We start from the raw sequence: 23,103 nt of genomic DNA, 5'->3' as shown, positions 1-23,103 counted from the left end.
GCGGCAGCTGAGCAGGTGGAAAAGAAGGGTCATGTGCAGCTGATTCAAGATCATGTGTTTCATCCTAGCAAAGCATGCGATATGGGGCGTGGACGAAGACGATTTCATCGCCAAATACATCGAAGCAGGTTACAACCTGGTTAGCAGGGGTGCAAACGGCGTTATTCCCGGCGGCCGTCTCGGACGCACAGTCCGGCGTACTACAAAGTACTCCGAGCTAAAGAACAGCAACACAATGAGGCCGGCCATTGACCAATAGCGGTTTAGAAACGGCGCAGTGGAAAAGTGCCGCTCGATGTGTCGACGGCCGCTGCTGTCGTAGCGTTTCCATATATCACGGACAAGACAAGACCCGACGCTCCGCGCGCGTGTCAGTGAAGAGGAAATCGCCGGCAGTCAAGCCGACGCTTTGATCACTCTATTACCAGCAGCGTTTTTACCGTTCCCTGCCAGCAGAAAGCCTAAGCAACTTGGTGGACTAGTGCCGCTCGATGTTGCGCCGGCCCCTGTTGCCGCGGCGCTCTCGGCTCCCAAAACAAAGTCCAAACCTGCCGCCCGCGCGTCTGCGGCAAGTAAAGCGGTGGTTAAGCCCGATGCTTCGACAACTCTCCCGCCACCGACGCCTTAGCGGTTTCTTGCCGACAGAAGGCTCTAACACCGCCGGCCGCTCCACAATCGATGGCTGGAATCACACGAAATAGTCAGTAGACCATACAGTCGTTTCCGGGGTGCAGGTGTGCCACACCGAGACCCTGATGGCGCGGCGAGATATTCTGCCCGCAATTTTTAAACAGGAGTAAGCGAACTTGTCCGCAACGCTCTCACCAACGAAATTAGCGGCGCGCTACGATGCTTGCCCACCTGTCGACCTGACGATTGCTGAATAGGCAAGCACTATTCTTTGATTTGAATCAAACCGACATACTTTCTGCTCCATCAGAATACAGTGCAATTAACGTCTGAGGAGACGTTACTACCGGAGCCGGCGGTCGGGAAATATACCGGCACTAACATCTTAAGGTCGCATTCGCGGACTTTTCATTGCTTGCCAATCGCGCAGGCTGACGCGCTAAATAGGTCTATACCCTGCGATCATTGCCGAAGTAAAGGAGTAGCCGACCGGATGAAGAAACTGGCACCCAGGGCTAGGCCAAATGGTGCGGAAGCAACCTTTCTACAGTACGGCGCGGACTCCGCGCGAGTATGGCAGCTCGGCTTAATCAGGTTCTCTCGCAGGTTTTTGGTTGGCCAAGCGCAGACATGAAAGTGCGGTGTCGATTTCGTCAATTGTGTCGATTCGCCTTTATGCGCGCGGCTGGTTACCAGAATTGCTTGCTACAGGTGGCTGGGAGCCGCTCGGCCTCGTCCGCCTGCGTTTCACGATAAACGCGGATCACATCGGAACACGCATCCTGAGCCTTAATGAAAATTCGCTAGGCCCGATTCCAAGGCCGTCTCCGCCCCGGCGTGTCCGATAAATGCCTTTAGGCCCATCCTATGCACAGGGTAACGCTACCGCGCGCAGCCCTGCTTGGAGCAGAAGTTTGTGTCAACGATTTGGCCTGGTCCAGTCACATAGTGGTTTGCGCGCCCGCCGCCAGCGGAGCATGATCTAGAGCACGCATAACGGCACTGCGTGTGTGTCCATGAATTTAGACGGCGAATATCCTAAAAGAAAAGCGCCTGCCGGCGCAGAGGCGAATCTGACCCTTGAAGGTCCTTGACCGTTCGTTAAAGCTGCAGAGAACACTGATCTACAAGCCAACTCGCCTGTCTAAGATAACTTCTGAATTTAGCGCTAAATGATGCTTGCTATTCCTTCTCACAAGAATATAGTTTGCTTGGTTGCTACTTGATACATATAACGTTAGATATTGAATTGCAGAAAACTCTTGAGGGGTATCGCAATGGGTTCGCCGACTTTGCGCGGTGCTGCACTATACGTGCGGGCTTCAACCGAACATCAAAAATATTCGACAGCTCATCAGGAATTAGCGTTGAGAGAATATGCTGAGCAGCATAGTTATGAAGTGGTTTGTATATATCGTGACGAAGGGAAAAGTGGCTTAACCCTTGACGGACGGGAAGGGCTGGTAAACCTTCTCGTCGACGTTCAGACTGGTCAAGCAAATTACGTAACAATTCTTGTCTACGATATAAGTCGGTGGGGGCGTTTTCAGGATGTTGATGAGAGCGCTTACTACGAGTACGCGTGTCGAAAGGCCGGGGTCATGGTTACTTACTGCGCGGAACCTTTCACAAATGATGGCTCACCGATGGCGACATTGCTCAAAAGCTTGAAGCGCGCAATGGCCGCAGAATACAGCCGAGAGCTCTCGGCTAAAGTTCTTAGTGCTCAATGTCGCTTCTCAGCCGCTGGGTACAGGCAAGGGGGAACAGCGGGATATGGCCTTAGACGGCAGTGCATTTCAGTGAAAGGGGGTCTGACCCGTAAGCTCGAGATGGGAGAACGAAAAAATTTACAAACTGATCGGGTCGGGTTGGCCCATGGACCCTACAAGGAAGTCGAAGTAGTAAAAAGAATTTTTGAAATGTGTGCAACGAAACACATGATGGATATGAGAATTGCCGAGATTCTTAATAAAGAAGGACTTATAAATCAGAATGGTAGACCATGGAATAGCCGCACTATCAAAGAAATTCTTACAAACGAGAAATATGCAGGCACGTTAGTCTTTAACCGGTACACCCAGCCGCTCAGGAGTTTGCGACGTCCGAATGCATCAGATAAGTGGATTAAAGTCGAGAACGCCCTGCCAGGTATCGTTAGCATCGATATTTTTAATCAAGCGATGCAGGTTCGTTCTCGGCGCAAGAGGCGATGGACCGATAGTGAAATATTTTTTGGACTGCTTGAGATACTGAATAAGCATGGGGAGATATCATTCGATCTAATCGAGAAAAGTGACCTGCCGCTGGAGATGTCATACGCATCGCATTTCCGTAAGCTGGTGGAAACGGTTGAAGCGGCAGGCCTCGCTGGCCCGGCGTTATTTCGAGCAACCATGATTCAACACAGACTTCGATGCATAACGAAAAGCATTGGAAAAGAGCTGGAAGGTTGTGCGGTGGCAGCAAACATTCGCATACAGAAGCTATCGACGTTTTCGTACTGCATTAATGGCTATAAGATACGCTTGTTGTGCACTCGATGCCGCCATGATTACCGCTACCCTCGTTGGAGGATTACACTGCGCCAACACCCAATAGCTGACTTTATCCTCTGGCTCCGTATGAATGAAACTAATGAAGTGGTTGAACAGATGTATTTTCTGACCGTCCAAGACTTCCGCGAGTATCAGTTTCTTTGGCCATCGACAAAGTCACTAGGACGCTATCAGCACTTCACATGCACATCGATACCGCAGCTTTTGACTGAACAACTAGGAGCAACAGTGGCTGCTGTCGACATACCGCAGACGTAAAAAATTTCGAACAACACCCTTGATCCCGCTCTAGGAGGGCATGGGACTGCGTAGACTATGGGTCGCGTGAATCTGACGCCAAAGATCAGCGCCAGAGTCTGAGTTAGTTCCGGACGCCGAGGGTCTCCGCTTGCGCCATAGCTCCAGTAACCTTGAAAGCTCCCTCCGCGGCGATATGGTGGCGGATCTGCTGCTCACGCGCTTGTTGGTTATACACTCGTGCAATGTCAAGCGCAGTCACTCCAGATTGATTGGTCGCGGTTACGTCACTGTGGGGAAGGAGCAGTTCCACGCATTTCTCGTTGCCGCTAGACGCTGCCCACATCAATGCCGTCCACCCATCTGTATCGCCTGCCAATGGGTCACTAGCTGGTAACAGCAATTCAACGCAATTAGGGTGCCCAAACGCAGCAAGCATCAAAGCAGTCTCCCCATCCCTGTCGCTTTTGGTGGCATCGCTCCAAGGCAACAGCAACTCAACAAAGAACGCCTCGCCCTCAACAGACGCAAGCATCAGTGCAGTGCGACCCCAAGAATCTCTGTCGCGAGCTGCACCCGGGTTGCGTTCTAAGATCCGTTTGATCTCACGCAGGTTCTTACGCTCAACAGCTGAAAAAATGTCCACGTTATGTACCCCAGCAGCAGCGCTTAGCCTGCCATCAAGTACAGGATATCAAGCACAGTGGAAGTTACAATGGCAGGGACGCAGGCCCTTTTGGTAATAGCTGCCGTTGTTTTTAAGATTGATCCTTAGTAGCTCAGCAACGTCCGGCGCACGAGCAATCGCAATAATTGGTGAGGATTTGACGACTTCTGATCCGTATAATTCTTGGCTCGAGGTGCTTAGGTGCCTGGCTGCTAAGGATAATCGTATGGCTCTGCAAGCATGTGTTGAGTGCGGATATCGCTCTACTTTTGTAACCCGATGCCCTCAATATGGAAGAAAACCTGCCACAGTTGCTCTACGAGCTGTCGGGGCTGTAGCTGCGGCTGTCGTTGTCTACATGGCCTTCCAGTATTCCGCTCAGGCTGGTGAATGGCAGGACGCTGGCGGGGTCAGACGTGCTCAATACCACTCGCATTGTTCACTTTTAAATTATTAATACTGCTGGCATGGACAAAATAAAAAAAATGCTGGACCTGTACAGGGCGGTCGCCGAAAGGGACACCGGCTTGGCTCTGGTGCAAATTATGGATGAGGGACGCAGGAATCCACATGTGCTAGTGGCATTCATACTGCTAGGACAGCTGCCCAGATTTTGGACGGAGTTTGCCCCTGAGTTGCAAGAGCACGCAGGTCAAATTGCCCTTTGCGGATGCGATGCATGAGCTCGACGCTAAGGATAGTAATGGCAGCGTAAGCGATGCTCTTCATGCCCAGCATAGTGCCGAGCCTGGACTTCACGTTGCGATGGTCCTGCTCGATTAGATTGTTCAGATATTTTGACGAGCGTAGCTGCGTCAAGTTAGGAAGCCGGTCCTGCTCTTGAAGTTCACGGACGGCACGGTGGGAGGCAGCGTAACCATCAAGTGTGATGGTTTCGGGAGGCCGGCGTTGTGAACGCACGGCTTTGCGAAAGAACGCCTTTGCTGAGGCGACGTTGCGCCGCGGGCTGAGCCGGAAGTCGACGGTTTTGCCGGAAGTATCAACAGCCCGATAGAGATAAGCCCACCGGCCGCAGATCCTCACGTAGGTCTCGTCTACTCGCCAAGAGGTGCCAGCCGGCATTGCGAAGCGGCTCCAGCGTTTGTCGAACTCCGGTGCATACCGCTGAACCCAGCGAAGGATTGTCATGTGAGAGATCGACAAGCCTCGCTCGGCCATCATTTCGACCAAGTCCCGGTACGAGAGTTTGTAGCGCAGGTACCAGCGCACGCACAAAATGATGATCTCTTGTTCGAAGTGTCTGCCTCTGAACAGGTTGCTCTGGCTCGGGTGGGTACGCATGTCGGGCAAAGGCCGTCATTCTAGCCCAGCTGCAGTTTGCACCAGAGCCACTTGACGAAGCTCCGCTCGTCAAAAAAAATCTGAACAACCTAATAGAGCGAGACCATCGCAACGTGAAGTCCAGGCTGGACACGATGCTGGGTCTGAAGAGCTTCACTTGCGCTGCGACGACAATTCGTGGCGTCGAGCTCGTGCATCGCATCCGAATAGGGCAGTTTGACCTGCGTTTTCTTGCAATTCAGGGGCAAACTCCGTCCAAAATCTGGGCAGCTGTTCTTGCAGCATGAATGTCACTATCACATGTGGATTCGTGCGTCCTTCATCCATAATTTGCACCATAACCGTTTTTTAATAACGGCTAAGGCAACTGCAGGCATTTCGGCGGTACAAATATGCGTCAGTCTCGGTCCGGAACGGGTCAGTTGGCAGCTTGTATCGCCAGCGCCGACGTGAAGAGAAAGTACGCATCGACCTTACCGCTTTGGCGGTTTTAGGAAACGTATGGGAAGGCGGTTCTCGAGGCGTCCTCCGCATGAGATACGGCGTACCCTCACTCGTCAAAACGTTGCTGTTGCGCACGGTCAAAGTGTCAGCTCAGATGCGGCTGGGGCTGGTGTAGCTGGGCTGGCTGGATAAATAAAGCGAGTGTAGACTTTAGCATCTTGTTCACCGTGTTGATAAGGATAAAAATGAGCCGCAGCTATGAGATCCATCCACGACCGGCCAGCTTGGGGGCTGGGTGGAGCTTAACGCTGATCGAAAACGGGCAGGAGGCGGGCGGCGGTGTCTTTCAGGTCGACCAGGAACAAGCTGCTGCTGGCATCGCATGGTGGAACGGGTTGACAGAGGAGAAGCGCAGACACTGGCTTATGATGGCGGCTTCGGCAATGCCAGCCGCCGCGCGTCATGCTTACCTCCTCGCCGAAGCGTACAACGATGCGCTTGACGAGGCTGAAGCATGGGCTGGAGCCAAGTCCTGAATGACGGGCCTCCAGACTAGATTCTGTGTTCTTATTACTGGTATCGCCAGCACAGCTCCGGCATCCAGGTGCCGCGAGGTTCCTGCGACAAGACAGCCGTTACTAGTGTCGGGCTGGCTGGTAAGCAATGCTAAACCGCTGCGCCAGTTGCAGAAGGCGTTTGTCTTGCGTCCACAACTGAGAGCCTGGCGTCAGCAACGCTGACGTCAACAGCGTCAGATCGACTAGGTCACATCCGAGCCCGAACAACTGTTCACGCTCGATCAGCTTTCTTACTTCATCGAGATTTGCTTGTCGTGCCTGCGGAAGCGTTGCGATGTCGGTTAGCGTGCGCGCCCGCGGTGCCGGCGGCGTGCCACACGCTAGTTCTGTCACGATCATTGGATGCGTTAGCGCCAGATCCAGTGTAAGTAGAGTGACAAGGACTTCGTTGCGACGCCGGAAATGATCGACCCACACCGAGGTATCGACCAAAACACCGCCCGTCATGCCAGTTCGGCGCCCCGGCGCGGCACCTCGGGCATTTCCGGGGATGCGCCCCCGAGCGCCGCGAGCCGTTTTGCAGCCTGCACCCGGACAAAGGTTTTGATCGCCTCGCGGAACAGGTCTGCCCGATCCATCTCCGGGTCGGCCATGTCCAGGGCTTTCGCGTACAGCTCGTCATCAATCGTCACAGTTGTTCTCACAATGCCTCCATCATCAAATATGAGCCGATTTTGCATCAGACTGAGCATCTCCGCAAGCGTCCTGGAGTGCGTAGCGCTGACACATCCGGCGCGCGTGTGCCAGTAGCAGAGTTGCGACCGGAGCGAGACGAGATGCGGTGTGGCGCCGGTCCAGGCCAAAACTGAGGCGAACGCCGCTTCGGAAAGAGAAGCAGCGACGCAAGAAATCGGCCAAGTGCTAAATGACAGCAGGCCCAACAATAATTCGACTTAATACTGGCTAAGTCGAATGTATGGTTTTGACGCCCCATTTAATACCTGTTAAGCTACCGCTAACCCTGCTCAGCCATTGTCATGACAACTTCGACTTCCTTAGTTCCCTGCCGCGCAATTTCGCGAAACCGGTGTGGCGTGCGCTGTACAAATGGCCGCGATGCCTTGGAGTCCGCATGAGCCGGCCGCCGTTCTCCCTCAGCGACGACCAGGCGCGTGATCTTTTGCAGGGTGTGGCGCCGCTGCTCGAACGCTATCCGGTCGATCCGCGCGACCACCGGCCGTTCCTGCGCGCGTTCATGCGTGTCGTGCACGCCGTCACCGGCAAACTGTATGGCCCCGACATTTATCGGCGACTGCTGCGCGCCTATGCACCGGGCCGTAGTCCGTCGACGTCGACCATCGCCACCGAACGCGGTGACCTCGAGCGCGAGCTGGCTGCGGCGGTCCTAACATCCGCGCCATCCTCTGCTGGACCGGCCTCATATCTAGCGGCGGCCAATGCGCCGGCGCTTGACCTGTCTTTGATCCGCACCGCGTTCGCCGAGCAACTGCCGCAGTTCGCCCGCATGGCCGTTCAGGCTAGTCGCGACACGCAGGTCGAGTATTTACAGGCGCGGCTGCGTGACATTGAACGCTCAACGGCAGACGCAAAAGCTGCTGCGGCCCGTCTCGCCGCAGAGTTGCAGGAACAGACCGGGCGCGCCGCCCTGCTCGCCCAAGAACTCGCAGCGAGCCAGGCGGCGTTGGCGCAACAGCAGCAGGTCGTGGGCAGCCTTACGGAAGAACTAAAGGGGCAGCGTTATTTCGCAATGCAGGCGATCGAGATGGGACGGGGCGAAACCCGACTTGTAAAAGAGCGCGTCGCTGAGCTGCAGGCAAAGAACGACCGGCTCGAGACCATGGTCGACCATCTGCGCATGGCGCGCGGTAATTCCGGAGGCATGCGATGAGGGATACCGCCGATGACCTGGCGATCAGGAGCGAGGGCGACCTCATCGTGGCCGCAGGCTGGCAGGCGGTCGAGGTCTGGCTCGAGGGTGTGCGCCATAATGGCGGCGACTATAGCCAGGAGACGGCCAACACGTACAATTATCATGTGGCGAAACTGCGCTGGTACTGCAACCGCATCGGCGTGGCCCCCGTGCACTGGACGCAAGCCCACGCCAACGCGTTCATTGCGTTCTTGCGCGACCTGCCCCTGGACTGTCTGTGCCGGAAGATCGAAACGGGACGCATGCGTCCCGGGCCCGACGGCAGCGAAGCGCCCGTGCTGCGTTTCGCTCGGGCCGATGAACCTGGCTATACGCCCTTCCGCACTGCCCCCTCCCCCGGCAGCCGCGACGATATCCTGCGCTGCGTACGCGCCCTGTTCAATGAGCTGCATGACGACGGTGTTATCCGCCGTAATCCGATGGCAAAGGTCAAAACCCGGAAATCGCGGCGGATAAATGCGGAGCGCTCGCTCGACCTGGATTTATATGCCTATGTGCTCGATTATCTCGATGCGCTACCCGTGCTGAGTGACGCAGCAGCCCGCCTGCGCGTCCGTGACCGGTTCGCGTTTGTCGCACTGCGCGAGCTCGGGCTACGCGCGTCCGAACTGGTGGGCGTGCGCATGCGCGACGTGTATCCGCTAACGGATCCGAAGACCGCCCGGACGTACTGGATCCTGAAAGTCGGCGAGGAACACGCCAAGGGTAGTACGGCGCGTGATGTGCCGATGACGCGGGCAGTGTTCGAAGAACTGATGACGTACCGGAACGTCTTCGGTCTCCCGGCGGTGCCAGAACGTGGTGAAGAATACGGCCTGTTGCTGTCGGTGCAGACCAAGCCAGTGGCGATCGGGAACCAATTGCTAACTGAGGCCAAGTCCCGACGCTACTTCCGGGCCTGGGCCAGCCTAACGTCGCGCAAGAGCCTGTACCAGATCGTCACGGACCGGCTCGACCAGGTCGCTCTGTCGCTCGAACGGGACGGCCGCGGCGGCGAGGCCGCCCAACTGCGCGACGTGTCTCCGCATTGGTTACGTCACACCTTTGCCAAAGCGTTGATTGTGCGTGGCCGGGACATCCGAGTCGTGGCCGAATCCTTGGGTCACGCTAGCGTGACGACGACCATGGCCTACACCCGGCAGAGTGCGCTCGACCAGATTCGAGAATATGGCCGTGATGGCGATGACGACCTAGCGACGCAGGCGACACCTCATGTCGGCTGAACTAAAGAGGACATTAAGGGTTGCCGGACCGAAAAGAAGAACCCTATCTTAGGAAAGTCCTTGAGGTAGACCCACATACCCGAACCGTTCGCGGTTTCGAGCGGGAGGCATGGCTCAGCGCGCGAGGTTTAAGCCTTCGTTATGCGTCATACAAAAGTAAGTCTGCGAACTCCTGCGGTGATGTATTGTTTTTCTAGTTGCCTTGCTTTTTGGTTCACGATTTGCTTCTCATTCTGGAAGAGGAGTTACACCTCGAGGCAGCCCCTCGATCAGTTCGTCGGATCGGTCGGCTCGCAGTGAACCCTTTAATTCGCACCTGGGACATTATCCGGATGGCTGCTTTACTAATGTTTTTAAGGCAACAAATATTTCGCGGATTTGCAGCAGCGGTTGCTTTCCGTTTTAACCGCTCTCTACAACAAATTCTTCTGAACGAGCAAGGCTGGACGGCGCCGGCCGGATGGAGGAGTTTGTCATGCAGCTCAAGATCAAAAAAATCCAGCACATCGTCTTCCCGACAGACGATCAAACGCTGACGATAGACTGCTTTTGCGCAGCGACCCACCTAGCATGAAGACACTTCCCGCTCTCATGCGCAGCTATGGTATGCTCCGTTCAAATTCTAGCTATTTTGACATGAGCAAATTCCCATCTAACATTCCCTCTGACTGTCCGTTTCCCGAAGCGGCACCATGCAACGGCATTGTGTATCGTGCTAGCACCACTGCAACAGCTAATGCATCTGAGCTCAGGACCTATGCGGAGATGGGTTTAGCGTCAAACGCCAAGGGCGCGGGTGCATGTAAAAGGTTTGGTATATCGGTTTTTCGCACTAAAGAAGAGTGTGAACACATGTTAGAAGTGTTGCCGTCCCATGGTCCCTTCATCCTTGAAGGAACTCTTCTAGCTCATCATGGCCAGATTTGCCTAACAAGTGGTAAACCAGGACATATGACTTGGTGGCCGTACGACGATATTGATCGTGTTGCCCCATTTGAAGGGAGTAAGTAATGGCTTGGCATCTTGCTGGCGAGCAGCATCCACAATTCGCTGATGGCGATCTAGAGCCATTGGAAGTGCTATACGAACTTGATACTCCGAAAGTTTTCACCGCAAATTTAGGTGCGAGTCCCGTCTTAGTTTACGAATCGTACATTGATTTTAATCTCGGATCAATACGGTATCTAGCAGCTCCCACAAGCGAACGCATTCTCAAATCACTTAAAGAAGGCAATTGCACGATTATACAAGCACTTGACCAACCATGGGTGTGGGGGATTGATCAACTATTCTCCGGAAAGATTGTGCAATGCGTTTCGCTAAACGATGGCCTTTCCATTGTTCCGGAGGGTTTTAAGCCAAAAAGAAATGCTATGCTTTGGCCGGAATTAATGCCCTTGATCTCGATTAGGCTTATTGGTGAAGGCCTTAAAGAAGGACATGTACCCGCCAGCGTAATTAAGCGTGCAGCCGATAGCGTGCCTGCTGCTTTTAAGAAGCTTATAGAAAATACTTTCGGCCCGACTAAGGGGCGTCCCGACGAAGCAGTACGGAACTCATACGATCTTGAAGCTCAAATGTTGGCGTTTAACAGTTTTGAAATATCATTCCGCCCAGCGATGTCCCAATTGCCGGCCGTAGACACATCATTATCATATGATGTACAGAAACCTGCTTTAGAACAGGCGCTAAAGTGGGCTTCCTCGCCTGTTAATAGTGATGAGATTCCTTCTCTTTCAATATTGGAAGCTATAGACCGGCTTGCACCTCCGATGCACGGGATTGTTGATGCTGTTGAAATACGTGGCACAGTGCTAGGAAGCACACATACTGTCACGCTACGACGTAATGCGACTAAGAAGATCAAAACGTATATATCAGAGTACAAATTACTTGCTGCACCTCCTGAGGCTGTGACGGCAGAAGGTGTTATTAATGCACTGGATCGAGGTCTGTTAACTTTCATATTGCGTGGAACAACCGACGGAACTGATCTTACGTTCTCCTTCGTTGACGAGCAACTAGACGAAGTAAGCATTGCGTTTAATGAGCCCATCAAAGTCCTCGTTACTGGGAGGAAGGAATCCACAAGCCCACATATTGAGCTTCTTAGCTTAGATCGCATCGGACGCCAGCACCTGACTGCTAAAGCTACCGACGCGTTACCCTAATGCGAGAGAAATTATGTAAGCTTTGTTGGGACATGGGGCAAAGTATGGATGAGAAATGCAGAGACAGAAGAAGCTAAAAAAGAGCTGAATGAGGGCATAGATGGAGCAACGAACACTTCTTTATGACGAGCGCTTTCTTGAAAGCTATACGGGCGCGATTATCACCGACCCTGCTACCGCAATTGTAGAGCTTGTCGCTAACTGCTGGGATGCATACGCTACAGAAGTCAGCATCACGTGGCCTAATTCGAAACTTGAAACACAGTTCAAGATATCGGACAACGGGCACGGCATGACTCGTGAGGAGTTTCAACACATCTGGCGAACGATTGCTTACAACCGCATATCCTCTGGCGGAAACACGACTGCCCCACCTGAAGACGTTCAAGGGCTCCCACGATTGGTATTTGGCAAGAATGGCAAAGGTCGTTTTGCCAGCTTTTGCTTTGCATCTGCATATCAAATTACGTCAAGGAAAAACGGCCAGGAATTTATCTGCCGTGTTCACCGTACGCCTACTGATCCACTTGTTCTCGAAGAGCTTTCATTTAAAGATAGCGGCGTAAAAGGTCATGGAACAGAAATTATTGGCAACGGCATTGTTCCAACTATCTTGTATGCACCAGAAAAAGCGCGCGAATTGATCGGAAGCCGCTTTCTTGCAAACCCAGCCTTCAAAGTCAAGCTAAACGGAAGTCAAATAACCTTCAATGATATTCCTGACTTACTGGCGAAAAGCGAAGTGAATGTTGCTGGATACGGTAAAGCGATCATTCTCCATATTGATACCAAAAAAGCAGACAAGACAACCAAGCAGCATGGTTTGGCGTGGTGGGTGCAAGGCCGCGCTGTCGGAGAATGCAAGTGGAGCCGTAGTGACTATGAACGAATTCTAGACGGTAGAACCTCTGAGGCTAAACGGTTCACCTTCATCGTTCAGGCTGACTATTTGAACGCGGCTGATGCCGTTCTCGGTGATTGGAGTAGCTTTAAGGAAGAAAACCCGGCATGGACAAAAACCCGTGAGGCTGTTCAAGATCGTATTCGCCAAATTATCTTTGATTCAAGCAAAGTAGAGCGTGAAACTCGTCGTAGTGCTGTCATTGAAAGAATTGGCACTACGATGAATACTTTGTCTCCGGTTAGCAAAGATAGGGTTGAGAGCTTCGTAAATGAGGTAGTGGATACCTGTCCCAACTTCGGTGAAAATGAGATAGTTCAGCTATCCAGTATACTTGCGAAGCTGGAACAGTCGAAGTCTCGCTATGGACTTCTTGACCTGCTTCACCGATGCGATCCGACGGACTATGACACGCTCCACGACATTCTAGAGGAATGGACGATTGGAATGGCGAAGCTCGTTCTTGACGAGATCCAGAACCGCTTGAAGCTCATTGGCGAGCTACGCACGAAGCTGAAAGAAGTGGGCATTGATGAAGTGCATGAGTTGCAGCCATTATTTGAACGAGGTCTTTGGATGTTCGGAGCCCAGTTTGAGTCCATTGAATTCACGTCTAATAAGGGAATGACCAATGTAATCAAGACGATTTTCAAGGACGCGGGCGGCAAAGGAACACGAAACCGGCCTGATTTCGTGGCCCTGCCAGACAGTAGCGTGGGATTTTATGCTCGTGCTTCCTACGACGAAAACCATGACGAAGACGGCGTGGAGCACTTGGTCATAATAGATTTGAAGACAACAGGGCTTGCGTTAGGTAGTAAAGAAAAAGACCAAGTCTGGAAATATGTGAAAGAACTTAGAGCTAAAGGGTACCTAAAGAAATATACGCGTGTTGACGGCTTCGTGCTCGGTGACAAGATTGAGCCAGGTGAAAATGAAGCTACCAAGCATGGGGAAGAGGTAAAAATCTCTCCTTTATTGTATGAAACCATTTTGATACGAGCAGAAAAGCGACTGTTGAATCTTCACAGTAAAGTGAAAGATGCACCTTTTCTTTTGGAACAGCAAGAGGCGTTAAAGAACTTCCTAAAACCTGTAGAAGTAATTCAGGCTGAGTTGGCGGAAGTTGAGACACTAGAAATCAAATGAGAATTTATTTCAACTAGATAACAGCTTATAACTCCCTATTTGCTCATTTGCCTGTTGAACATGCACAGCCGGCGATGCTTTGACTATTAGTATAAGATTCAATGATGATACCGATTATCATCCTAGGGGAAGCCCGCAGGGCGTAAGGTCGGCACGCGATTTTTGCTCTTATGCAGATTACACGGCATCGACAGGCGCAGCCTGGCGCGTATTGAAATGAAGAATAAGTTAGCGCAGTTCCTGCGTAAGCAGGCAGGCTTCACTGACGTGTTGAGGCGCAGCCAGTTCAAGGCCGGAGGCGCGGGAATACTTGGGCAAACGTAATGCGCCGCGCGTGGCACAACGAGCCCTCGGAGACTAGGCACCTTGCCCAAACCTTTCAGTGGAAAAGCCGAATCATGGCCGGCTACAGAGTGCGGTGTTTTCCGTCTGGTTGAGCCTAATGGGTGCGCGTCCCGCACGTTGTCAGCGCCTCGAATAAGACATCCTTGCACGATTTTTGGACGATCCAATTTTTGTAAGTTCAGTTGAAGGTAGTTTCGGCAAACGACGAACAAATGGTCTTTACGCTGTCGTTCACGGTGATGTGGCAGTTTACTGCGATGTCACCGGTGGGCAGCTCAGAGGTCTGCACAGCCCCTTCTTTGTCGCCCTCGCGAATTACAAATATAGCCATGGTCTTTTCCGAGATATTTAGTCGATCAAATCGGTATCGCGTATTAACGAAACCTACTCTTGGTCTCTCTCTTTATGGATTCTGAAAGCCCCTGCCATTAGAAGAACCAGATCTTGTCCAGTTTCGCTATCGCCATCGCGGATCAAATTGGCAGCGTATTCAAGAGCGCGGGCTACGTACTCGGGATTCCGTGCATGTTCGATGTAATCCTCAGCAAGAGCTTCTTCAGCGGGGGCTTCCACCGTTTCCGAGGATGTACTCCGCTGCTCGACTATCGCCGCGGCGTCTCGCAAGGCCTCTGCGAAATCGGCACGCTGTGCCAGGGTGACATCGCCATGCTGTTGAACCTCAACGGCGAGGAACGCAGTCGCCTTTGTCAGCTGCTCAAGGGCGAATGCCGTTCGCCCTGCCTCTAATGCTGGTTGTCGAATGTCTTTCGCAACCTTACGCAGCAGAGAGTATGTTTGGTCGTTCATCGTTTTTCCGATATCAGAAGCTATTAGCGCATTAAAAGTACAACGCTCGGGCCAACTTCTAAGAGGTCAACGCTTCGGCACGCTTCGCACGGCCTGCTCGAACTTGAACGCACCTTTGACAGTAAAGATGTTCTGATAGCGTTCGTCGGCTACCGCACCGACCTTCAGCATCGTCTCGGTCTTTATGAGCGTCCCTCTGAACACACGAGTCGCAGCCCCCTTTTCGTCAGGATTCGTAGTCTTCGAAGCGAGTATGTACCACGATAGCTTGACAAGAGTTTTTGAGTTGCCTGCGTAGCTTGCGACGACACAGGTATCACCACGGTTGAGTTCATTCGCTAACTCAATGTTCCGGTGGCGAAGGTCAATGTCATAGAAGGCGTCAGGACCATAGATAGGCGTATAGTCGCGATTTCGGCAGTTGTTGAAAATCATCTGTTTTCCGTTACCGGATCGGCTTCACATACACAGTTTCGTGCCACCCCTTGCTCGCTGTACCGAACTCAGCCCGAGCTTGCTTTTCAGCTTCGATCAGGCGACCGAGTCGCGTTTGCATGCCGGGCGACATTTGGTAGTTTGCAGCTTGAATTTCGCGACCCGAACGGACCTGTAGCTGGCAGACATTCTGATGCCTGTCTCCCAAACGCTGTATCTCATTGCGTCGTTCGTCGTTCGTCATCATTTTCCCCTCGTTCATCGCCGCTCCGCACTGGTCTAAGGCCACAGCCGCGTCGAGCGTGATGTAAGTAATGCTGGGTTTTCCGTGGCGTCGTGCTCAGTCGGGCATGCCACGCATGCGCTCGTCCACTTCGCGTCGCTCCACGAGCGTCTTGAGGTGTGGTGTGACATGTCTGTCATACATGGCTTTCTGGGCAGGGCTGAGGGCCTCATAGCCGCTATCAATGCACTGCTTTGCTACGCCGTGTGCCGTTGAACCTTCCTCGATCATTCCTTCATCTACCGCCTCCTGAAGCAGCTCGTGAGATTCGTAGTCGTAGTCCATATGTTCCTCTGTTCCAGCAGCCGGCTGGTAGCGGGCGGCATGGCGCGATTTTCCGTTTTATTTGAGGTTGTAATCGCGTTCGAGGCTGTTGTCCCCGAGACGGCACTCACGATGTGTTTGGAGCATCACGTGACCATCTTTCATAAAATTAAACGTCGCCGAAATTTTCAGTAAGCGAGAAGAAGTTCGTGCTTGCCTTTGCAATTTTGTAATGTCTGAATTCTGCCAAAACTTTTGGCAGAAGTCGTCGGTTTGTTCCCCTATCGACCTTGATGGACTTGTCGACATGGTCGTACTTATAAGCTTCGTTAACGTTTGCTAGATTGAGCCAATCAGCCAGAAGAATCTCCTTGTCGCCCTCGTCGTACTCATCGGCTACGGCAGGAATATGCCCAGGGATCGCTTCCGGTCTCATCCGCCCTAGTCGCTTCATTGCCAGCCTAATCTGATGACAAGCTGGACCCAAGGCTGCTAAGAGCTCATCGGGGGACCTGTTACTAGAATAGGTCGCCGGTGTTACGCCAGTGAGGTCACTTGCGATATGCATTTTGGGGGCGTCGGGAGCAACGATGAAACATCTGACCTTACCTAGACGGCCAATAAACAGTCCGAGCTCGAAAAGAACGTTGTCCCGGACAGCGCTTGAGGATTGCCCACGCATCTTTACGTCGTCATCGGGACTGAAAACAAAAATCGCGAAGTCGGAGCTGTCCAGTACACTTACCAAGGAGTCGATCGGAGGTGTCGACAGGCCGAAAACGCCCTGTGACCAGACCGTGCAATCAGCGTCGTGATCGAGATTCGCTTGCACGCTATAGGCAACGCTTAATCCCTCTACTGACGAGGCAATAAATACTTTCGGTTGACTCATGTTTTCCACTCTAATCAGTCGCCGCGCTTGAAGTAGACCTTCATTGCCACTGGTACTAGAGCCACGAGCCCGAGGACAACTGGAGCAGCTTCACCTTCGCCCAGTCCGCCCAAAACGAAGAATGCAGCGATTAACGTAAGTGGGGCAAGCCATTTCCATGACCAGCCGCCGGCCTTGCCCATATTCTGTTTGCGCTCAAGGCGGGCCACTTCTTGCTCGAGCAGGAGTTGCTCTTTGCGTTTCGTCAGTTCTTCGATATTGCTCATTTTGCTCATTTCAAAGTCACGGTTAGTGTTTTATGGCACCACGTTTGGCGCTACGCTTCAAAGCCACAGCCGCGTCGAGCGCGGCGTGAGTACTGCTGGGTACTTTCCGTTCCGTCTTATCGAGCACCCTACCTACCCGATCTGGAGGTTCAACTCGGGCAGACAACCATTGTGGAGTTGTACATGCAATGTCTGTAGATACACCTCGATTAGCGGCACAAGATGTGGTTGCGAAACCGTGATGACTCCCAGGCTAATGCGTCCGTCCTCGATCTCTGCACGCAGCAGTGGGCAGAGTGTCTTCGATCCGAAGCGATTGTTGGGAAAGCTACGGCGTCTTAACGGTAGTGTGTTCGGAGTCTGCATATGATGCCAAACACGGTTGTGCAAGTTATTCTTCGCGGCCTTGCCAATGTACACCACGTTACCGCTGCTTGAACTGAAGAGGTAGACGCCGCTGAGGCAACCAATCCCGTCCCCCGAGATCAACATACCGATCCGAGCTTGTTCTGACCAGTCTCCAATAGAACACCTATCGTCGCCAAAGTGAAACGACAACGTTACGCCTTCGAACAGGTGCGGCAATGTCCCAGACAGATCGTTTACAGCCTTGCAGGCTTCATCAAAGCGCATAGCATTTTCCGCTTGCTTGAAGAATTTCTACCTGCTGCTGCACGTCGAGAGCCCAACGTCGTAAGCGCTCAGCTGTCAAATCGGGGCCAAGGCGGTTCTGCCATTCAACTCCCAGCTTTTTTCCACTCCAACGGCTGTTCAAGCCTGCCATGCTCGTATGGCTTGTCAGAACAAGTGGCCGTCCGTTCAGTACTCGCTTCAGAAGTTTTGCTTTATTCCCGCACAACACTACGAAGTGCACCCCCTCTAGTTCCCGTGTAACGCGGTCTACATTCGACTTGTCTAAAATTTGACAGGCTGTTGCTTCTGTTCTGCCATGACCAAGGGCTAAGGAAATCGGAACATCGAAAGCATTCGTGATGCGGTAATCGTAGCGATCTGCTGACCTAAAAATTGTTGGCAGGGTCACGCTGAGGTGTCGTTCCAGTGCATGGTCTAAATTTCTACCCGAAGCGTCATACAACGGCTTGTTGTTTTCCGCCTCGTACGTGCCAGGTACCGAAAACACAAAACCGACGTCAAGATTGCCGTGCCAGTAGTGGGGTAGAGCTGCAGGGTTGGCGGAAGGCGCGCTCATATCGTTTTCCGCCAATTAGAGGGGCAGTATCATCAGGCCATCGGGTTGCGTCGCCCACCTGGTATCCGGTATCGCTTTAATGTGGCCGGTCAGCTCCGCAGGCGTCATACGTCCGCCCAGAACTTTCTCCTCCAAAAAACGCGACGTAATGATCACCTCGCGGGCTTGCGTCGTCGACACGCGCACATTCCAAAAGCCGACTCTGGCTTCTGCGAGCGCACCATCAAATGCATTGCTTACTGCCATCAAACATTCATCTCTGGTCATACAGATTTCCTTGATCTATTCGTCAAACCACGCGTACTGCGGCAATGCGACTCTGGATCGCGGTACAAGCCGCTTCGATAGCGTGTACGATGGCTTTATCATTGCTCATTTTCCTATCCCACCGTTTCCGCAGGTCGTCCTCCGTGTCAGCGTACTCCGCGGCGACATACTCGGTGTGGGACGCAGTGCGAATTTCCTTAAAGGCAAGATCAACTGCTAAATCAAAGAACGGTTTGTTCGCTTCGACTATCTCCAAAAAAGCATTGTATGGTTCAGTAACTGCAGCGAGCCGTCGCCTCAGTCGATCCTCGTTCGTTTCGCTCGGGTTAACGTGATCAAGGATTGGGCGTATGCTGAGCACTGCATGGCGAAGCGGAATCAAGCGCGCCCAAGCTTGTTTATAGACTTCGTACTCATGTTCGAATCTGATTCGATTAACTAGTGTCACATGCTCAAGGCCAGCGCTAAGTCGAGCCATCTGTCCGGTACTCCTACGCTCAACGTCGGCGACGACCTACGCAAGTCGTTTTTCGCGAATCTCAGCCTCATCCCCTGCAATCCGGTTCTTCCAAACGCTTCCGAGCCAAGCTACGAGAGCACATGCAACAACAGCGCTTCCCCCCATTGAGGTCAGGGTCGTTTGCCAAACTTCAGATATCATGTGTTTCCCTTTTTCTCTGGCCGCTAGCCCGCTATCGTTGGCCAGTGAGGGCCGGTCAGGTGCGGGCGCGAAGCGCGGTTTTCTGCTCCGTTAGGGCTTCGGCTTGCCGGCCAGGTCAAGCATCTGCGGCAAGACCGGGCCAATGCGCATTCCGGTGCGCGTCGATCCAAAGATGAACGTGTGGCCGACACCTTGCGACGGCACGAAAAAGTGACCGTTTGCTGTGCTGCACGCCGCGACTGCGTCTTCCGTGAATACTTCTTTCGAGCCCTCTGCAGGCGGCACGTACACAAGTTGCTTTTTCATGGATTTTTCTGCGGAAATTAGCAAATGTCGTCAGGCGGGGAGGTCTGCGGTAAGCTCTTCGCTTGGCTAGGGGATTCGATTTGCAGTCGACCGAGGCAGATCAGCTCTTCTGGATCCAGGTTCAGCCCGCGCATGATGGAAAGCCATCCCCAAGATCGCCTTCAACCCGAGCTAATGTATCCTCGTACATGTCAAGGAAATATTGCTTTGCATAGATGACTTCGTTCGCCCGTTTGTTTGCTTCCTCCATAACGTCCAAATCGGACGCCGTGTCGACTATGGTTCTGGTCATGTTCTTTTCCGCCCTTTTTTTGGTTCAAAGCTTTACTTAAACTTCTTGCATTCTTTGTATGCCTCCGCGACAAAATAAGACTTGTTTTTTGAGGGGGATGCGTATACTCGGTCAATCATTGCGCGGACTTTGCTGTTCTCTTTACGAGACAGAGAATCATCGTACAGATAGTATTTCGACTTCTCCTTAGTGATGTTTGTGTCCCTGTGCTGGACTGCGGTTTCGGTTAAAAGCGCATAATCACCGCAAGTTAGAGGGATATGTTGCGCCGTCACCAGAGGAGGAGCACAACTGAATGCGATAGCAACTGCAGCAATGATTCGTTTCATATTTTTCTGGTCTAGTTCAATTGGTTGGCTAAGGTAGACGCCTATAGATTTTTCCCAGAGCGGCTTCCGGCAGGGGCGGGTGTTTGGCGGTACTGAGTTGATTTCGTTTGTGCAATTTTATAACTGTGTAAGTGTCTGGTCCATGAAAAGTTGACGAGATTTCACTTAGCGATCGCAACCGTATGGCTGCTGGTTGCGATACTGGCGTGTGATGCACACTCTGCCGTCAAAGGACGTTCGTGAACATCTCTTCCAGCGGTTTTGCGACACATGGAGGTACGGGCGAACGTGGTCCAGTTCGGCGTGTCCCAGTAGCAGCTGGACGGTTTCCACATCCGCTCCTTGCTGCATCAGCCTGGAAGCCATCGTGCGTCTACCGCTGTGCGAGGATCCGCCTCTTATGCCGGCATCCTTGTACAGCTTTGTGACGTGTGATTGCAAGCTGTCGCACGCCAGGTAATCGATTGGCTCGCCGGCCCAGTTCACCCTGCGCTTCGTGTTGAGATGAAACTTATAACCCTTGTGTGTCAGGATCAGCTTGCTCGCTGGCTCAAGGCCTTGGTAGCGGCTCGGATCGCTGGTCGTTCGGAAGAGCCGCACAACCCGGTCGCCTAGGAACTGATCGATGGCTTCGATGGCCTTTGCGTGGCTTAGGTAGATGCAGCGTTGCCGGCATCCTTTGGTGATCGCGGCGCGCAGACTAATTTCTTGGTGGAGCGCACCCGACGGGAACAGCACGTCTTGCACTTCGATCTGTGCGATCTCGGTTACGCGCATGCCGGCAGTTAGGCCCAGCAGCAGAACAAGGATGTCTCGCTCTGGATGCCTGCTGGTGGACGCAGTGACGCGGAGAAGGTGACGGATTTGCCCCGGCTGGAGCGAGGTGGCTTGGGCCATGTGAACCTCTGAACAGGATTGATCGAAAACGGATTCAGAGGGAGTCGTGGGTAGACTCTTTTTCCAGCGTAGCACGGCTTGAATGCTGCGGTCCTCGGAAAAGTGATAGAACAACGGCCATAAACAACCGTTCGACTTCTTCTATTATGGAAAGCCCAATTTCGCCAGCGCACAACCGTAGCGCTTTTCCCTCGCCCGAAATTGTCGCGAACACGTTTGATCGGCTTGCACATAGTAGAATCGATTGTGGCATTAACTCACTAGCAACCTAATGAAAAAGGATGAATATATGGCCAAGGTAAATCTGTCGGACTATAACCTCAGCGAACTTAAAGGACTACAGGCAGACATTGAGAAACAAATCAAAGCCCGCCAACAACAGGAAGTCGCTAAAGCGCGCGAACAAATTTTTGCTATTGCTCAGGGTTTGGGTGTCTCGGTAGAGGAGCTACTTGCGAACGGTGGCGCAAAATCGAAAGGCAGTGGCAAAAAGGTGCAAGCGCAGTATCAGAACCCAGCTGACAATGCGCAGACCTGGACCGGTCGCGGCCGACAGCCAAAGTGGATTGCTGAGGGATTGGCTGGCGGGAAGTCGTTAGACGATTTTAGAATCTAACTATCGGTTGTTCTCTGCTGCCACAGAAGAGTTAACGCGACTGCACTGTTAGGGGCGTAACGTAGGTTACAATGCAGAATTTATATGAACTAGTAGTGGTTATGAAGCTTACCAAGCGAGGGTTGTACGTCGTCGACACTGACGATGGACAGGTGCCTCAAATTGTTCTCGACGAAACGGGTGCGATCCACTTGCCGTTGACATTGTTCAGGCGGTATCTGGCAGTGCAATACGCGCCTCCTACGCTCCGCTCGTACCTCAATGCCGTGGTCGAGTACTTCGTCTGGGCTTTGGACCGCGGGATTGCAGCAGATGAAAGTTGGGACGCCGACATTGAATATGTTCGAAACCAAGTAGTTAATTATTTGTCGCTGCGGTTCTTATGCAAGATAAAGAATCACCGGCGTTCGCCTAGTCGAGTCTTCACACGGAAGCTCAACGACGATATCTCATTTTCTTTCAGGGATTCGTGCTTTTTATAATGCAATGATTTTGGAAAAACGCTACGCGCACCAAAATCCTTTGATGAACTGGATGGCAACAGGAAGCAATCGCCGGCGAGAGGTAAGCCGAGAATACCCTACAATGCCGCAGATAAGCGGTGTTGCCGAGCCAAATTCAAAAAAGCGTTTAACCGACTCCTTCTTTGTGGTAATCAATGAACAGTGGGTCCCGCGCGTTATCGATGACCCTACGTTTCCCGCTAAAGTATTTGAGGCCGGAGAACAATGGTGGCGATGTCCGCTAACGACCAAACCAGGCGCATGCGCTTTAAAAAAGCACATGCGCCTAGATTATCCAGCAGCACCTAACAGGTGCGATACCGAAGAACGTCAAGGAGCCGATACGTTGCGCGCGAGGGTTGACGGCGACTTTGTACTATAAGAGCGGGAAGGCCGGGAGTCCAGGTGCGAAGGTCGTTGTCTGGATCGCGGCCGGCCTCGAGATCTGGTGGCCGATCTGACCTTGAAAGCCGACAGATCGCGGGCGCTAACTGTATGCGGCGCGTTGAATCGGACTGGCGCTGTCGTCCACGCGAAAACAGGAGCGGCGTCTTACTCGTCGTAAAGCGCCTCCCACCATTCCTAAAACGCGGGAAATCGTCGCCGCCATGAGCCAGGGGTTGGTCCTCCCATTTGGCGCGGAAACAGGGGCGTCTGGGGGTAGTAAGTCCACCGTGACCGGACGCCGTAGGACAGAGACTGCTTCACCAGCGCACTATTGCGCGTCACGATAAGGACCGAAGCCTGTTCGCTGTCAATGGAATGGAGCGTGATGATCTGCATGCAGTTGGCTTCGTCGTATTCTTGATTGTGGACGTGCAGCGACATCCACGTCGAGGATAGCAGATTGTTGCACGTGCCGATTCTGCAACCGGTCGTGGGCACCTCGTTGGCAAATTGCAGCCGGCGCCATGCGCCGTTTCTCCATATCTCGATGGCTTGGCGTATTGTGGAACATGCTTATGGCAGGATCAATGTA

26 protein-coding genes and 1 pseudogene are annotated in these 23,103 nt (G+C 52.8%); 8 read left to right on the top strand and 19 right to left on the bottom strand.

Annotated elements, in window-relative coordinates; all coding sequences use genetic code 11:
• Nucleotides 1-1,907 precede the first annotated feature (1,907 nt).
• Entirely contained in the window at nt 1,908-3,446 is a 1,539-nt protein-coding gene (locus AC56KZ_RS18455; RefSeq protein WP_497163645.1) for a recombinase family protein, read from the top strand.
• 103 nt (nt 3,447-3,549) lie between these two features.
• On the opposite strand, the gene AC56KZ_RS18450 is transcribed toward AC56KZ_RS18455, so the two are convergent.
• Nucleotides 3,550-4,071 (bottom strand): ankyrin repeat domain-containing protein, encoded by a 522-nt coding sequence (locus tag AC56KZ_RS18450; protein ID WP_497163644.1) that lies wholly within the window; start codon nt 4,069-4,071, stop codon nt 3,550-3,552.
• Between the two features lie 606 nt (nt 4,072-4,677).
• Nucleotides 4,678-5,394: an IS6 family transposase gene (locus AC56KZ_RS18445; RefSeq protein WP_497163643.1), complete on the bottom strand. Its 717-nt coding sequence runs from the start codon at nt 5,392-5,394 to the stop codon at nt 4,678-4,680.
• A gap of 74 nt (nt 5,395-5,468) precedes the next feature.
• Between AC56KZ_RS18445 and AC56KZ_RS18440 the strand changes: the two are divergent.
• Both AC56KZ_RS18440 and AC56KZ_RS18435 read left to right on the top strand, forming a co-directional pair.
• Nucleotides 5,469-5,681 (top strand): annotated as a pseudogene (locus AC56KZ_RS18440) (DDE-type integrase/transposase/recombinase); the annotation flags it as partial.
• 402 nt (nt 5,682-6,083) lie between these two features.
• Nucleotides 6,084-6,374, top strand: coding sequence for a hypothetical protein (locus tag AC56KZ_RS18435; RefSeq protein WP_497163642.1), 291 nt, complete (start codon nt 6,084-6,086; stop codon nt 6,372-6,374).
• Between the two features lie 102 nt (nt 6,375-6,476).
• Here AC56KZ_RS18435 and AC56KZ_RS18430 read toward each other — a convergent pair whose 3' ends face one another.
• Nucleotides 6,477-6,863, bottom strand: a complete 387-nt coding sequence (locus AC56KZ_RS18430; protein ID WP_497163641.1) for a VapC toxin family PIN domain ribonuclease — start codon at nt 6,861-6,863, stop codon at nt 6,477-6,479.
• The gene (locus AC56KZ_RS18425) at nt 6,860-7,060 is read right to left on the bottom strand and encodes a type II toxin-antitoxin system VapB family antitoxin (RefSeq protein WP_379717036.1); all 201 of its coding nucleotides are present in this window, start codon (nt 7,058-7,060) and stop codon (nt 6,860-6,862) included. The genes AC56KZ_RS18430 and AC56KZ_RS18425 overlap by 4 nt, the downstream gene beginning before the upstream one ends.
• Before the next feature lie 428 nt (nt 7,061-7,488).
• On the opposite strand from AC56KZ_RS18425, the gene AC56KZ_RS18420 reads away from it, so the two are divergent.
• The 4 genes from AC56KZ_RS18420 (at nt 7,489) to AC56KZ_RS18405 (ending at nt 13,751) form a co-directional block, all read left to right on the top strand.
• A complete protein-coding gene (locus AC56KZ_RS18420) occupies nt 7,489-8,265 on the top strand; it encodes a hypothetical protein (RefSeq protein ID WP_497163640.1) in 777 nt (258 codons plus the stop codon).
• Nucleotides 8,262-9,530 carry a tyrosine-type recombinase/integrase gene (locus tag AC56KZ_RS18415; protein WP_497163639.1) on the top strand — a complete coding sequence of 423 codons (1,269 nt, stop codon included), beginning with the start codon at nt 8,262-8,264 and terminating at the stop codon, nt 9,528-9,530. The genes AC56KZ_RS18420 and AC56KZ_RS18415 overlap by 4 nt, the downstream gene beginning before the upstream one ends.
• A 1,010-nt stretch (nt 9,531-10,540) precedes the next feature.
• Nucleotides 10,541-11,701: a hypothetical protein gene (locus AC56KZ_RS18410; RefSeq protein WP_497163638.1), complete on the top strand. Its 1,161-nt coding sequence runs from the start codon at nt 10,541-10,543 to the stop codon at nt 11,699-11,701.
• Nucleotides 11,702-11,801: 100 nt separating this feature from the next.
• On the top strand, nt 11,802-13,751 hold the full coding sequence (locus tag AC56KZ_RS18405) for an ATP-binding protein (RefSeq protein ID WP_497163637.1): 1,950 nt from the start codon (nt 11,802-11,804) through the stop codon (nt 13,749-13,751).
• 523 nt (nt 13,752-14,274) lie between these two features.
• On the opposite strand, the gene AC56KZ_RS18400 is transcribed toward AC56KZ_RS18405, so the two are convergent.
• From AC56KZ_RS18400 to AC56KZ_RS18330, 15 genes are all read right to left on the bottom strand, one after another.
• On the bottom strand, nt 14,275-14,427 hold the full coding sequence (locus tag AC56KZ_RS18400; protein WP_497163636.1) for a hypothetical protein: 153 nt from the start codon (nt 14,425-14,427) through the stop codon (nt 14,275-14,277).
• A gap of 53 nt (nt 14,428-14,480) precedes the next feature.
• Entirely contained in the window at nt 14,481-14,903 is a 423-nt protein-coding gene (locus tag AC56KZ_RS18395; protein WP_497163635.1) for a hypothetical protein, read from the bottom strand.
• Nucleotides 14,904-14,969: 66 nt separating this feature from the next.
• Complete coding sequence (locus AC56KZ_RS18390; RefSeq protein WP_497163634.1) at nt 14,970-15,338, bottom strand: hypothetical protein; 369 nt, start codon at nt 15,336-15,338, stop codon at nt 14,970-14,972.
• Nucleotides 15,339-15,348: 10 nt separating this feature from the next.
• Nucleotides 15,349-15,600: a hypothetical protein gene (locus AC56KZ_RS18385; RefSeq protein ID WP_497163633.1), complete on the bottom strand. Its 252-nt coding sequence runs from the start codon at nt 15,598-15,600 to the stop codon at nt 15,349-15,351.
• A gap of 78 nt (nt 15,601-15,678) precedes the next feature.
• The gene (locus tag AC56KZ_RS18380; protein ID WP_497163632.1) at nt 15,679-15,906 is read right to left on the bottom strand and encodes a hypothetical protein; all 228 of its coding nucleotides are present in this window, start codon (nt 15,904-15,906) and stop codon (nt 15,679-15,681) included.
• A 148-nt stretch (nt 15,907-16,054) separates the two neighbouring features.
• Nucleotides 16,055-16,777: a TIR domain-containing protein gene (locus tag AC56KZ_RS18375; protein WP_497163631.1), complete on the bottom strand. Its 723-nt coding sequence runs from the start codon at nt 16,775-16,777 to the stop codon at nt 16,055-16,057.
• 14 nt (nt 16,778-16,791) lie between these two features.
• Nucleotides 16,792-17,043 carry a hypothetical protein gene (locus tag AC56KZ_RS18370; protein WP_497163630.1) on the bottom strand — a complete coding sequence of 84 codons (252 nt, stop codon included), beginning with the start codon at nt 17,041-17,043 and terminating at the stop codon, nt 16,792-16,794.
• Between the two features lie 132 nt (nt 17,044-17,175).
• Nucleotides 17,176-17,676, bottom strand: coding sequence for a hypothetical protein (locus AC56KZ_RS18365; protein WP_497163629.1), 501 nt, complete (start codon nt 17,674-17,676; stop codon nt 17,176-17,178).
• The gene (locus AC56KZ_RS18360) at nt 17,666-18,253 is read right to left on the bottom strand and encodes a hypothetical protein (protein ID WP_497163628.1); all 588 of its coding nucleotides are present in this window, start codon (nt 18,251-18,253) and stop codon (nt 17,666-17,668) included. The genes AC56KZ_RS18365 and AC56KZ_RS18360 overlap by 11 nt, the downstream gene beginning before the upstream one ends.
• Before the next feature lie 15 nt (nt 18,254-18,268).
• The gene (locus AC56KZ_RS18355) at nt 18,269-18,520 is read right to left on the bottom strand and encodes a hypothetical protein (RefSeq protein ID WP_497163627.1); all 252 of its coding nucleotides are present in this window, start codon (nt 18,518-18,520) and stop codon (nt 18,269-18,271) included.
• Between the two features lie 22 nt (nt 18,521-18,542).
• Complete coding sequence (locus AC56KZ_RS18350; protein ID WP_497163626.1) at nt 18,543-18,998, bottom strand: hypothetical protein; 456 nt, start codon at nt 18,996-18,998, stop codon at nt 18,543-18,545.
• A gap of 273 nt (nt 18,999-19,271) precedes the next feature.
• Nucleotides 19,272-19,487, bottom strand: a complete 216-nt coding sequence (locus tag AC56KZ_RS18345) for a hypothetical protein (protein ID WP_497163625.1) — start codon at nt 19,485-19,487, stop codon at nt 19,272-19,274.
• Nucleotides 19,488-19,608: 121 nt separating this feature from the next.
• Entirely contained in the window at nt 19,609-19,779 is a 171-nt protein-coding gene (locus tag AC56KZ_RS18340; RefSeq protein ID WP_497163624.1) for a hypothetical protein, read from the bottom strand.
• A 32-nt stretch (nt 19,780-19,811) separates the two neighbouring features.
• On the bottom strand, nt 19,812-20,108 hold the full coding sequence (locus AC56KZ_RS18335) for a hypothetical protein (protein WP_497163623.1): 297 nt from the start codon (nt 20,106-20,108) through the stop codon (nt 19,812-19,814).
• Nucleotides 20,109-20,273: 165 nt separating this feature from the next.
• Entirely contained in the window at nt 20,274-21,005 is a 732-nt protein-coding gene (locus tag AC56KZ_RS18330; protein ID WP_497163622.1) for a tyrosine-type recombinase/integrase, read from the bottom strand.
• A 271-nt stretch (nt 21,006-21,276) separates the two neighbouring features.
• On the opposite strand from AC56KZ_RS18330, the gene AC56KZ_RS18325 reads away from it, so the two are divergent.
• Nucleotides 21,277-21,621 carry an H-NS histone family protein gene (locus tag AC56KZ_RS18325; protein ID WP_497163621.1) on the top strand — a complete coding sequence of 115 codons (345 nt, stop codon included), beginning with the start codon at nt 21,277-21,279 and terminating at the stop codon, nt 21,619-21,621.
• The last annotated feature ends 1,482 nt before the right edge of the window (nt 21,622-23,103 follow it).

It is taken from the genome of Telluria sp. LT2P34, assembly GCF_059685915.1.
Note: the sequence above shows the minus strand (reverse complement) of the source record. Positions and strands in the feature narration are given on the sequence as shown.